Annotated in this window: 8 protein-coding genes; 6 read left to right on the forward strand and 2 right to left on the reverse strand. The window is 33.6% G+C overall.

The window, feature by feature from the left end:
- Together ACTU6T_RS08305 and ACTU6T_RS08310 are read right to left on the reverse strand one after the other, a co-directional pair.
- Window positions 1-1,599, reverse strand: coding sequence for a RagB/SusD family nutrient uptake outer membrane protein (locus ACTU6T_RS08305; RefSeq protein ID WP_460217744.1), 1,599 nt, complete (start codon window positions 1,597-1,599; stop codon window positions 1-3).
- Between the two features lie 4 nt (window positions 1,600-1,603).
- On the reverse strand, window positions 1,604-4,501 hold the full coding sequence (locus ACTU6T_RS08310) for a SusC/RagA family TonB-linked outer membrane protein (protein ID WP_460217745.1): 2,898 nt from the start codon (window positions 4,499-4,501) through the stop codon (window positions 1,604-1,606).
- Window positions 4,502-4,819: 318 nt separating this feature from the next.
- On the opposite strand from ACTU6T_RS08310, the gene ACTU6T_RS08315 reads away from it, so the two are divergent.
- The 6 genes from ACTU6T_RS08315 to ACTU6T_RS08340 all read left to right on the forward strand — a co-directional run bounded on the left by ACTU6T_RS08315 (window position 4,820) and on the right by ACTU6T_RS08340 (window position 13,364).
- A complete protein-coding gene (locus ACTU6T_RS08315; RefSeq protein ID WP_460217746.1) occupies window positions 4,820-5,875 on the forward strand; it encodes a LacI family DNA-binding transcriptional regulator in 1,056 nt (351 codons plus the stop codon).
- A gap of 127 nt (window positions 5,876-6,002) precedes the next feature.
- Window positions 6,003-7,367, forward strand: a complete 1,365-nt coding sequence (locus tag ACTU6T_RS08320) for an MFS transporter (RefSeq protein ID WP_460217747.1) — start codon at window positions 6,003-6,005, stop codon at window positions 7,365-7,367.
- 16 nt (window positions 7,368-7,383) lie between these two features.
- The gene (gene pgmB / locus ACTU6T_RS08325; RefSeq protein WP_460217748.1) at window positions 7,384-8,076 is read left to right on the forward strand and encodes a beta-phosphoglucomutase; all 693 of its coding nucleotides are present in this window, start codon (window positions 7,384-7,386) and stop codon (window positions 8,074-8,076) included.
- 21 nt (window positions 8,077-8,097) lie between these two features.
- Complete coding sequence (locus ACTU6T_RS08330; protein ID WP_460217749.1) at window positions 8,098-10,404, forward strand: glycoside hydrolase family 65 protein; 2,307 nt, start codon at window positions 8,098-8,100, stop codon at window positions 10,402-10,404.
- A gap of 28 nt (window positions 10,405-10,432) precedes the next feature.
- Window positions 10,433-12,403, forward strand: a complete 1,971-nt coding sequence (locus ACTU6T_RS08335; protein ID WP_460217750.1) for a glycoside hydrolase family 13 protein — start codon at window positions 10,433-10,435, stop codon at window positions 12,401-12,403.
- Between the two features lies 1 nt (window position 12,404).
- Entirely contained in the window at window positions 12,405-13,364 is a 960-nt protein-coding gene (locus ACTU6T_RS08340) for an alpha/beta hydrolase (protein WP_460217751.1), read from the forward strand.
- Window positions 13,365-13,370: the final 6 nt, after the last annotated feature.

The following is a 13,370-nucleotide window of genomic DNA, read 5'->3' on the forward strand; positions in this document are numbered from 1 at the left end:
TTAGTATCCTGGGTTTTGAGTAAGATTAGGATTTGATGACAAACTTAAATTAGGAATTGGATATAAATTAAAGTTAGATGGAATCGCAATTCCATTACTTCCATTTCCTTTCCAAGCCCAGTTATAGTTTCCACCAGTATATAGTCCAAAACGAATTAAATCTTGTCGTCTATGCGCTTCCCAGTGTAATTCTCTAGAGCGTTCATCTAAAATGAAATCTAAAGTAAGTTCATCACTAGAAATTAAATTAGGATTATTAGCACGTGTTCTTAGGTCGTTAACTAAGTCAATAGCAGTATCTAATGAACCAGCATTACCTCTAAGGTGTGCTTCAGCATACATTAAATGCACGTCTGCCAATCTAAATAATGGAAAATCAACATCAACAAACGTTTGGTCAATTCCAGGAGTTCCATTTGATGTAATATTTGCATATTTAGTAATAATGTAGCCCGTGTCTCTATCAGAAATATCTACAATACCAATTGGTCGATCTTGTGAGATTATTGTGTTTCTATCATCATCAATGAAATCACCACCTTGCCATAATTCGGCAAATTCTCTACGAACTCTAAGGGCACCGCCCCAACCGCCATCAGATACACCTAAAGATGCACCATTAGCTTCAAAACTACCTACTTCGCCATTGACCATAACGGTTGTTGGACCAAAGTTTTGTGTAGTAAACCCATCGGAAATGATTGGGAAAATGATTTCATTTATAGCTGAATTTGTATTATTGTCTGCTAAGAAATTATCTCTGTAATCATCAGCTAAACTATAACCAGAATCTAATAATTGTTGGCAATAGTTTAAGCAATCTGCATATCTGTCTTGTCCAATATAGATTTCTGCATTTAAATAAATTTTTGCAAGAATCATTTGTGCAACACCTCTATCTGCTCTACCATATTCGTTATCTCCAGCTGGCACTAAAACAGATTCGATGGCTAATAATTCGTCTTCAATAAATGTAAATAACTGTGCTCTATCTGCAACAGGCAATACAGCATTTACAGGATCAGCTTCTGTTCCGAAATTGGCTTTACCAAAGAGATCCATCATATAATAATATGATAAAGCTCGAAGCAATCTTGCCTCGGCGCGATATTCTACAATATCTGCACGAACAGACTCAGATACATTTCTACTGTTTAATTTTTCATCAGTCGTTTCTCTTAAGAAATTATTGGCTAAGGCAATAGTTAGATGCGTTCTACTAAACATTCCTAAGATTAACGGATTTTGAGCAGTCCAAATATTTCTTTGAAGTTCTCGAGTTCCAGGATCATTTTCATAAGACCAAATCATTTGATCTGCAGCTAAAGTTTGCATGTATAATAGTACACGACCAAACTGGCTCGTACCAGCATCAATACCTTCAATGTTAGAGTTTCCAGCGCCTTCTGTACCAGTTAAGGCAAGATTAGCATAAACTCCAGCAATGACTTGTCTGTAGGCACCTTCGTCTTCAAAAAGTTCTTCGCCTAATAAGGTGTCATCATCATTTGGTGTGATATTTAAATCATCTGTACATGATACAAATGCAAATACCATTAACAATGCTAGGACACTAATGTTTTTAATTTTGTTTTTCATAGTCTTAAAATTTGATATTAGCACCAATTAATATATTGCGAGGTCTAGGGTAAATAGTATTGTCAATTCCATTAAATACTTCTGGGTCTAATCCACTGTATTCTGTAATTGTAAACACATTTTGAATACCACCCCAAACTCTTACTGATTTTATTACGTTTGATAGGTTTCCAAATGTATATCCAAGAGTAATGTTATCCATCTTTAAAAAAGAAGCATTTTCGACATAGACATCAGAGACAATTACATCAGATGTGGTTTGGAAATTTGTTTCTAATACTGAAGTTGGGATGTTTCCTAAAACGGAATTATCTTGCAATAAATCGTATTGAGCTCTTGCAGAATTAACATTGTTATATACATAGTTTCCTATGTTTGCTCTCAAGTTAAAAGCAAAGTCGAAATTTTTATATTCTAAATTAGTTTGAAACCCTAAAATAACATCTGGGTCTGGACTAGCTTTAAGGGTACGATCTTCATCATTAATGATATTGTCGCCATTTACATCTACATAAGCACCTTCAATATAATTGCCTTGTGCATCTCTTAATTGCTTAAATACATAAAATGCATTTGGTGCTTCTCCTTCTCTAAATAATTGAATGAAGTTTCCAGTACCACCAGCAATTCCACCTGTAGTTACGTCTTGACCAAATGCTAATTCTGTCATCTCTCTATCTAAAAATGTAGCATTAAAATTGAAGTTTAAGTTAAAATCTTCTTTTCTAATCACGTCAACATTAGTTGTAAATTCTAAACCTTGAATTCTTAAGTTACCAATGTTTTGTACAATACTGTTTGAGAAGTTTGATCCATCAGGAACAGGAGCATTAAATAATAAATCTTCAGAATCCTTTTGGAATACATTGATACTACCATTAATTCTGTTGTCAAATAATCCGTAATCTAATCCTAGTTCAATGGTTTTTGTTTCTTCCCATTTTAAATCTGGATTAATTTCTGATGGAATTAGAGATCTAATAACACTGTTTCCAAACTGAAATTGAGAGTTTTCATTTCCAGCTCTGTATCGACTTAAGAATAAATCACGTTCTCCAATTTCTTGTTGTCCAGTAATACCATAACTGGCTCTTAATTTTAAGTTAGAAATCGTTTCAGAATCTTTTAAGAAATCTTCATCACTAAGTTGCCATGCCAAGGCACCAGCATAAAAGTTACCAAATTGATTGTCTTTACTAAAACGAGAAGTTCCATCTCGTCTATAGGTAAATGTCGCTAAGTATTTGTCGAAGAATGAAAAATTAGCTCTACCAAAAAAGCCTATTAAAACAACATCAGGGTCGGCAAAAGTGTCACCAATACTTAATGGATCTAAGGTGTTTCCAGAAAAGCGACCATTATTCGTAAACCTTTGGTAAGAATAACCTGCAGTGAAATCTGTGCCAATGTCTCCAAATGTTTTCTTATAATTTAAATAACCATCGAGAGATTGATTTTTTCTGGTTTGAAAACTGTTAGAAATATTTGCAGTAATATCATCATTAGTTGCAAACTGAGAAAAATTATCAGTTCTACCATCTGTTTGATCAAAACCTAAATTTAGGACTGCTCTTAATTCTGGTAAGAAATGAAACTTATAATCCAAGTTTATATTTCCAAAAAACCTATTAGCATCACCTTGATTGTTCGTTTGTATTAGAGAGGCAACAGGGTTTGTTGTTCCGCTAGCTAAAGTATTTCCGTCTCTATGTTGATAGAAACCTCCAAATGGGGAACTTGGGTCATAGATAGGCTGTGTTGGGTCGTAACGTAATGCAGCACCAATTTGCCCAGAGTCACCAAATCTACTATCTTCAAATGCTAAATTAGCGTTAACACTAACCTTCAAATGATTATCAAATAATGTTGGGTTTAAGGCTACCGATAAGTTACGTCTATTGAATTTAGATGTTAAAAGAGCTCCTTCTTGATTAGTGACACCAAATGAGAAACGTGCTGGTAACACATCAAATAGAGAGCCTCTTAAAGTTACATTATGAATAGCAGAAACAGTTTCTCTAAAAATTGCATCTTGCCAATCCGTATTTGCGTTACCTAATTGTGAGCTAAATGCTTCAGGTAAGTTTTGTGAGTTTACTAGATCTCTAAAGGCGTCAGCAGAAAATACGTCTACTTGTTCATCTATACTACCAAACGTAAATTGCACATCATAATCTGCACTAAAGTTTGACTTTCCTTTTTTAGTCACAATGATAATTACACCATTTGATGCTCTAGAACCATAAATAGCTGTTGCAGAGGCGTCTTTTAATACAGTGAACGACTCAATATCGTTAGGATTGATACTAGCTAAAATACCTCTAGAGCCCCCAACACCTTCAGTGGCTATTGGTAATCCATCAATAATAATTAAAGGATTGTTGGTTGCATTGATAGAGGATCCACCTCTAATTTTAATTTCAGATCCAGAACCTGGAGCTCCACTAGTATTTACTGTAACACCAGCTACACGTCCTTGTAATAAGTTCTCTGGAGTTACGATATTACCTTTAGTAAAATCTTCAGCAGTAACAGATTCAAGAGAACCTGTTGCATCTTTTCTTGTTGTTGTACCGTAACCAATTAAGACAATTTCATCTAATTGCCCGGCATCTTCTGCAAGACTAACATTTAGAGGTGTTTGTCCAGTGAACGTTACCTCTTTGGTAGCATATCCTAAATAAGAGAATACGATGATATCGCCTTCATTTGCTATGATAGAATAATTACCATCAAAATCGGTAGATGCTCCTGTTGTTGTTCCTTTAATAAGAATATTAACTCCAGGAAGCGGTAATGCGTTAGCTTCATCTGTTACTACACCTGTGACTGTGGTTTGACCAAAAATCGTCGCAGGTATTAAAAAAACGAGTAACAATAAGCTATTTAAAAATGTCTTCATAAAATATTTTTAAAGTTAGTTGCTTTAGTTAAATTTGATTATATTTTCACTTCTGGGTTAAATCTATGTAAAATTTATGTGTATTTTTTGTAATCCCTTTGTATTTGGGCAACGCAAACGTTTTCGTGTTAAAAACTTTTTAAATTTTAACAGTCGTATGCTTAAATTGAGCTTAAATTAGGGTTTCGATAATAAAAAGTTACATTTTTTGTCAACTTCGGAATTTTAAAATATTAATTTTTCATCAAAATCGCAAATGATTGTTTAGTTTTAACCTTTGTTATTTAAACAACAAAACATTCGTAATACACCTAATTAATGAGACGAAAAGTAACCCTAAAACAAATTGCCAAAGAACTGGATGTTTCAATTTCTACGGTATCAAAAGCACTAAGAAATAGTATTGAAATTAGTGAGGATACACGTCAAAAAGTTCAGGCATTTGCTAAACTATATAACTACAGGCCGAATAATATTGCACTTAGTTTAAAGAATAGAAAAACGAAGACAATAGGTATTATAATTCCTGAAATTGTACATCATTTTTTCTCAAAAGTAATTACTGGGATTGAGTTAGTAGCTAATAAACGAGGTTATAATGTTATTGTTGGATTGTCTAATGAATCGTTTGATAAAGAAGTGATTAACATGCAAATGCTTGCTAATGGAAGCATAGATGGATTTATATTATCAATTTCAAAAGAAACTTTGCAACAACAAGATTATCACCATTTCACAGAAACGATCAACCAAGGCATGCCAATAGTGATGTTTGATCGTGTGGTGAACGATATGCCATGTGACAAGGTTATTGTTGATGATGTAAAAGGCGCAAAGAAGGCTGTTAAAAAGCTAATCGATAATGGCTGTAAAAACATTGCTATTATTACTACTAGAGATTATGTTAGTGTAGGGAAATTAAGAACTCAAGGGTATTTAGAAGCCTTAGAAGATCATAAAATTCATCCTAAAGGATCATTGATTTTAAAAATTGAAGATAAACTTTTGTCAGATGAAGATTTAGATAAATTAGAAAAAGAGATTGAATTATTATTTAAATCAAATAAATCTATTGATGGTGTTTTTGCCGTAAATGAACTCTATGCGGTTACAGCAATTAAAGTAGCTAGAAAACTTGGGTTAGAAATCCCGAAATCGCTACAAGTAATTAGTTTTACTGATGGTGTGCTATCTAAACACTCAACACCAAGCTTAACAACGGTGAGTCAACATGGTCAAGAAATTGGAGAAAAAGCGGCAGATTTATTAATCAATAGATTAGAATTGGAAGAGACCGATGAAGAGGAGGAAGAGGTGTATGAAACTGTTGTTATTGAGACCGAATTGATTGAAAGAGAATCGACCAAAAAATAGTTTTAACATTGATTATTTAAAAACTTTACTATATTTACAACCTAATCAGAACTTATATTTTCACTTCTACATTTAAGTTTTGATAAGTTTTATCGCTTGTCAATAGTATTAATTTAAACATACTATTATGAAAAAGCGCACGCTAGGTTTTTGGGAAATCTGGAACATGAGTTTTGGTTTCTTAGGAATCCAATTTGGTTTTGCATTACAAGGAGGCTTTATGTCTCGAATATTTCAAACCCTAGGTGCTGATGAGCATTCTATTCCGTTATTGTGGATTGCTGCACCTTTAACAGGTTTGCTAGTTCAACCTATTATTGGTTACATGAGTGACCGAACTTGGCATTCAAGATTAGGACGTCGTCGACCTTATTTTTTAATTGGAGCAATTTTGAGTTCTTTAGCTTTATTTTTTGTTCCATATTCGTCCGCGTTATGGATGGCAGCTGGATTCCTTTGGGTCTTAGATGCTTCAATTAATATTTCCATGGAACCATTTAGGGCTTTGGTGGCAGATAAACTCACTGAATCACAAAGAACGTATGGTTTTGTAGTTCAAACTTTAATTATTGGTATTGGTACTTGGATTGCAAGTAATTTGCCGTGGATGGTATCACAAATGGGAGTTAGTGATTCTGCAGATTCTGGAGTAATTCCTGATTCGGTTAAGGTGGCATTTGCAATAGGAGCATTTGTCTTTTTGATTAGTATTCTATATACCATTTTTACAACTTCGGAATATCCTCCAGAAGATATGGAAGAATTCGAAAGAGAGAAGGCAAAGAAGAATCAATTTATTCCAGACATATTAAACAATATTGGAAAAATGCCACTAACAATGAAAAAACTTGGAATTATTCAATTTTTTTCGTGGTTTGCTTTTTTTACAATGTGGAGTTTGGCTAATCCAGCCTTGACCGAACATGTGTTTAATACACCTGCTCCAGTTCAGTCTCTTTATGATATGACTAATGTTGTAGAAGCTGAGGCATTTGATGTGGCTAATACTGCGTTTCAAAAGTCATCAAATTTAGTAGGTTCGGCGATGGGAGTATATGGTCTATCATCAATGGTTTTTGCGCTACTATTAGTTTTTTATACATCTAAGAGAAATATCAATAGAAAGTATGTCCATATGGTTTCATTGATAATTGGCGGTCTTGGATTTATTATGATGTATTTTTCGTCTCCAGAAAATTTAAAATGGTGTTTTGTTCTTATAGGTTTCGCTTGGGGAAGTATTTTATCTATGCCTTATGCAATGTTATCTAGCTCTGTAGACCCAAAAAAAATGGGAATGTTTATGGGGATTTTCAATATGTTTATTGTTATTCCACAAATTATTGCAGCAGTTGGAGGTGTTAATTTTGTGTCTGGACTTTTGGGGGATAAACCTATCAATGCTATGACTACTGCTGGAATTAGTTTAATAATTGCCGGACTTTGTAACCTATTGATTACAAATAAAAGCGCAATCTCATTTCAACAATAAGAATTTTCAGAAACAAATGCATAAAAAAGGATTCATATTTGACCTAGACGGTGTCATCGTAGATACTGCAAAGTACCATTTTTTAGCTTGGAAAAAGTTAGCCAATAGCATTGGTGTAGATTTTTCCGAAGTACAAAATGAACAACTCAAAGGCGTAAGTCGTGTACGTTCATTAGAAAAAATATTAGAATGGGGACATAAAACCCTGTCAGAGGCTGAGTTTGCAAGACTCATGTCTTTAAAAAATGTGGATTACTTATCTTATATAGATAAGATGGACAATTCGGAAATTCTTCCTGATGTGTCAAAAACACTCGATTATTTAATTGAAAAACAACAAGCTATCGCATTAGGGTCTGCAAGTAAAAATGCGACACCTATCTTAAAAAAGGTAAGTCTATTAGAAAAATTTGAAGCCATTGTTGATGGTAATGATGTGTCAAAAGCAAAACCAGATCCAGAGGTCTTTTTAATAGGAGCCAAACTCTTAAATATGAAGCCAGAAGACTGTGTGGTTTTTGAAGATTCTGTTGCTGGCATTCAAGCTGCAAATACTGCAAAAATGATATCTATTGGTATAGGGTCTGAAGAGGTGCTTCATGAAGCCGATTATATATTTAATGACTTTACTGAAATATCTGCACAATTCTTAGAAGGAATTATTTCGGGAGATATTAAAAAAACAACTGAAAAAGAAATTATCAATTAACAAATTGATTTACAGATTACAATGAATAATAATTATATACAACCAGATAACTGGTCAATCATAGAAGAGGGTTTCGACTCCAATCGCGTTAAATCTTCTGAAAGCTTAATGAGTTTAGGTAATGGAGCCATGGGGCAGCGCGCTAATTTTGAAGAGGATTACTCAGGTGATACGTTTCAAGGAAGTTATGTTGCAGGTGTATATTATCCTGATAAAACAAGAGTAGGATGGTGGAAAAATGGCTATCCAGAATATTTTGCTAAAGTATTAAATGCACCTAATTGGATTGGTATTAATGTGACTATAAATGGCGAAGTACTAGATTTAGCAAAATGTAACAACGTCGAAAACTTTAGAAGAGAACTCAACATGAAAGAAGGTTGGCTGTCTAGAAGTTTTACGGCAACACTTCAAAATTTTATTGAAGTTAAGATAGAAACAAAACGGTTTTTAAGCTTGGACATTGATGAAATTGGAGCGATAGAATATCATGTAACACCTCTAAATAATGATGCACAAGTTGACTTTTCACCATATTTAGATAATGGAATAACGAACGAAGATTCTAATTGGGATGATAAATTTTGGGATGTACTAAGTGTTAATCATGAAAATGAACAAGCCTTTATTGTGTCTAAAACCATGAAAACACATTTTTATGTGTGTACGTCTATGCAAACACAAGTGTCTTTAAACGGACAAGTTTTAAAACAAGACAAAACGGTTAATGATGCGATAGATAAAATTTCATTTACATACCAAAACCATGTTAGTAAAGGGAATACGATTACCTTAACTAAGTTTGGTGGATATACTTCAGACAGAAATCACGATAAAAATGAATTGATTTCTACAGCTAAGAAAACATTAAATGATGTATCAGAACTTGGATTTGACGCTTTGCTTGAGAAACAAAAACTGGCATGGGCTAAGATTTGGGACATGGCAGATATTACCATTGATGGTGATGTGGCTGCACAGCAAGGGATACGATTTAATATCTTTCAATTAAACCAAACATATTTAGGTAAAGATGCGCGTTTAAATATTGGTCCTAAAGGTTTTACAGGTGAAAAATATGGTGGAAGTACCTATTGGGATACCGAAGCTTATTGTATACCATTTTACATGGCTACAAAAGATCAAGATGTAGCTAAAAGCTTATTAGAATACAGATATAATCATTTAGAGAAAGCTATTGAAAATGCTGAGAAATTAGGATTTACTAATGGAGCAGCATTATATCCAATGGTGACCATGAATGGCGAAGAATGCCATAATGAATGGGAAATTACTTTTGAAGAAATTCACCGTAATGGCGCTATTGCTTTTGCTATTTTTAATTACTACCGATACACTGGTGATTTTAGCTATATCCCAGAAAAAGGTTTAGAAGTTCTTATTGGGATTGCAAGGTTTTGGCATCAACGCGCTAACTTTTCAGAGGTCAAACAAAAATATGTCATCCTTGGTGTAACTGGCCCAAATGAATATGAAAACAATGTTAATAACAATTGGTATACAAATTACATCGCCAAATGGTGTATCGATTATACCTTAGAAACTATTGAAAAAGTAAAGGAAGGTTATTCTAAGGACTATTCGAGAATTATTGGGAAAACTAAAATTTCTGACAATGAATTAAATCAATGGAAAAAAGTGGCAAATAATATGTATTTCCCATTTTCAAAAGATAAAAATGTTTACTTACAACAAGATGGCTTTTTGGATAAAGAGCTCATTACAGTAAATGATCTGCCCCAGTCACAAAGACCAATTAATCAGAAATGGTCTTGGGATCGAATTTTGCGTTCTCCATATATTAAACAAGCAGATACCTTACAAGGGTTTTACTTCTTTGAACATCATTTTTCTATAGAAGAGTTAGAACGGCATTTTGATTTTTATGAACCATTTACGGTACATGAAAGCTCTCTGTCTCCATGTGTACATAGCATTCAGGCAGCAAAGCTTAATCGTATGGAGCAAGCTTATGAATTCTATTTACGTACATCCCGTTTAGATCTTGATGATTACAATCACGAGGTAGAAGAAGGCTTACACATTACATCGATGGCAGGAACCTGGATGAGTATTGTTGAAGGTTTTGGTGGTATGCGTGTTGTAAACGATACATTATCTTTTGAACCAAAAATCCCTGAACAATGGGAAGGCTATTCTTTTAAAGTCAACTTTAGAAATCAAATTATTAAGGTGAATGTGTGTAAAGGACATACTCATTTTGAATTGGAAGGTCATCAGGATTTAAAGATTTTGGTAAATACGAATGAAGTTACTATTAGTCCAAATAATTTGGTGACTGTTTAAAATTAATAATGCACTTAAATTGAATATTATGAAAAATCTAGTTTATATCTGTTACTCATTAATTTTCATTTTAAGCGTATCCTGTAAGGACAACTCATCGCAAATCACTACGATAGAATCAGAAGCGCAAGCTTTTATTGATAAAAATGATATTGAGCGAATCGAACCTCCTAATTGGTGGACAGGTTTTAAAAATGACACATTGCAGTTGTTGGTGCATCATACTAATATTGGAGATTATAAACCTAGTATATCCTATCAAGGCGTTTCTATAATTAAGGTTAGTAAAGGAGATAATAGTAATAACTATTTATTTGTTGACCTTCATGTTTCAGAAAATGCAGTTCCTGGACAGTTTAATATCAGATTTAAAAATGAAAATGGTGACGAATTAGTAGACGTTTACGAATTAAAAACCCGTCTAAGACCCTCTAAAGATTATGTAGGGTTTAACAGTAGTGATGCTTTATTCTTGATTACTCCAGATCGTTTTGCTAATGCTAACACAGATAATGATACACCTATAGCAATGGAGGGTCAAGACGGTTTATTAGAAAAAACGATTGATAGATCAGATAATTATGCGCGACATGGTGGTGATATAGAAGGCATTATTAATCATATCGATTATATTCATGATTTAGGATTCACTGCAATATGGCCTCAGCCAATGCTTATTAATGATATGAAAGAAGGGTCTTATCATGGCTATGCCATTACAGATTTGTATAAAATAGATCCCCGTTTTGGAACATTAGATGAGTATCAAGACTTATCTCAGAAATTAAAAAACAAGAACATGAAACTCGTCATGGATCAAGTGGCGAATCATTGTGGATTAGAACACTGGTGGATGAAAGATTTACCATTTAAAGACTGGGTTAATCTTCAGGAAAATTACGAGAAAAACATAGATAATTGGGACTGGAAAACTACAATACATTCTACACACAGACGTACGACAAACCAGGATATATACGCATCTCAAAATGATAAAAAAGGTAATTCAGACGGATGGTTTGTGTCTGCAATGCCAGATTTAAATCAGCGTAACCCATTCATGGCTAAATACATCATTCAAAATAGTATTTGGTGGATAGAAACGGCTCAATTAGATGGTATTCGTCAGGATACTTATCCTTATCCGGATAAAGATTTTATGAGTGATTGGGCTGGAGCGATCATGACAGAGTATCCTAATTTCAGTATTGTTGGAGAAGAGTGGAGTTACAATCCGTTATTAATTGGGTATTGGCAAGAAGGCGCTAATAATAGAGATGGTTATGATTCTAACCTGAAATCGACTATGGATTTTGCCATGCAAGTTAAAGTTGTTGAAGCTTTAAATGAGGAGGAGTTATGGGACAAAGGTTTGGTTAAAATTTATGAAGGTTTGGCTAATGATTTTCATTATGCTAGTCCGAAGGATATTATGGTGTTTCCAGATAATCATGATATGAGCCGCATTTTTACACAGCTAAAAGGAGATATTTCAAATACAAAAATGGCTTTAGCAACATATGCTATGATGCCTAGGGTTTTGCAAATGTATTACGGTACTGAAATTCTAATGAATGACTTTGAAAAACCTGGCGATCATGGATTAATTCGCACTGATTTTCCTGGTGGATGGGAAGGTGATACAATGAACGGGTTTACAGGAGAAGGCTTGTCTATAGAGCAAAAAGACATGCAATCGTTTATGACTAAACTTCTTAATTATAGAAAACAGAGTAAAGCGATTCACGAAGGAGAAACTGTACATTTTGCCCCTTTTATGGGTACGTATTTTCTATTCAGAATCTTAAGTAATGAAACCGTTGTGTTGATCCTTAATAAAAATGATGAGCCTATTACTATCGATTTAAAACGTTATGCTGAAATAGGTCTTGATGGAAAAGTTCTAAGAAATGTAATATCTGGTGATGATTTTACCTGGAATGATGCCATAACCTTAACATCAAAAGGACCATTACTATTAACGACAAAAACAGAATAAAATGAAGTACTATATTCTGATGATATTGTCAATTGTTTTCGTGTCTTGTAAAGAACACTCAAAACAAATAGAAGTTTCTGAAGATGAGAATTTGATTACATTTCAGCAATTGAAAGACGTAAAGCTTTCTGCAGGGAAATTATATCGTGTAGAAAAGTTTCCTTCAAAATATATTACGCCTCGACCAGTAGATGTTTGGTTGCCAAAAAACTATTCTGAAGATAAAACCTATGCAGTCTTGTATATGCATGATGGGCAAATGTTGTTTGATGCTGAAACCACCTGGAATAAACAAGAATGGAAAGTCGATGAATGGGCTTCGACATTAATAGATAAAGGTATTACTAAAGATTTTATTGTGGTAGCTGTTCATAATATTTCAGACTTAAGATGGCAAGATTTATTTCCTCAAAAAGCGTTTAGTTTTATTGATAAAAATATTAGAGATTCAATCCAAGACATTTCTGGAAATACAGATTTTAAGCTTAATGGTGATAACTATCTCAAGTTTATTGTTGAAGAGTTGAAACCCATCATAGATTTAACCTATTCGGTAAATACTGATATGAATAATACGTTTGTTGCTGGATCGAGTATGGGCGGATTAATGTCGATGTATGCCATTTCAGAATATCCAGAAATATTTGGAGGCGCTGCTTGTATTTCGACACACTGGGTTGGTGCAAAGCCTATAGATGATAATCCATTTCCTGAAGCTATTTTTATGTATATGGAAATCAACCTGCCATCATCTGGGCATCATAAATTATATTTTGATTACGGGAATAAAACATTAGATCAGTATTATCCAAAATATGCTCCTAGAGTTAATGCTATATTAAATCAAAAGGGCTATTCTGAAGCTAATGCTGTGAATTTATTTTTCGAAAACACAGATCATTCTGAGAATTCTTGGAATCAAAGATTAGATCAACCATTAATCTTCTTACTAAAGAAATAATAGAGA

Source organism: Psychroserpens citreus, from assembly GCF_055686305.1.

Coding starts and splice junctions, on each gene's coding strand:
- ACTU6T_RS08305 (WP_460217744.1), bottom strand. CDS start 1,599: ATGAAAAACAAAATTAAAAACATTAGTGTCCTAGCATTGTTAATGGTA.
- ACTU6T_RS08340 (WP_460217751.1), top strand. CDS start 12,405: ATGAAGTACTATATTCTGATGATATTGTCAATTGTTTTCGTGTCTTGT.
- ACTU6T_RS08320 (WP_460217747.1), top strand. CDS start 6,003: ATGAAAAAGCGCACGCTAGGTTTTTGGGAAATCTGGAACATGAGTTTT.
- ACTU6T_RS08330 (WP_460217749.1), top strand. CDS start 8,098: ATGAATAATAATTATATACAACCAGATAACTGGTCAATCATAGAAGAG.
- ACTU6T_RS08315 (WP_460217746.1), top strand. CDS start 4,820: ATGAGACGAAAAGTAACCCTAAAACAAATTGCCAAAGAACTGGATGTT.
- ACTU6T_RS08335 (WP_460217750.1), top strand. CDS start 10,433: ATGAAAAATCTAGTTTATATCTGTTACTCATTAATTTTCATTTTAAGC.
- ACTU6T_RS08310 (WP_460217745.1), bottom strand. CDS start 4,501: ATGAAGACATTTTTAAATAGCTTATTGTTACTCGTTTTTTTAATACCT.
- pgmB (WP_460217748.1), top strand. CDS start 7,384: ATGCATAAAAAAGGATTCATATTTGACCTAGACGGTGTCATCGTAGAT.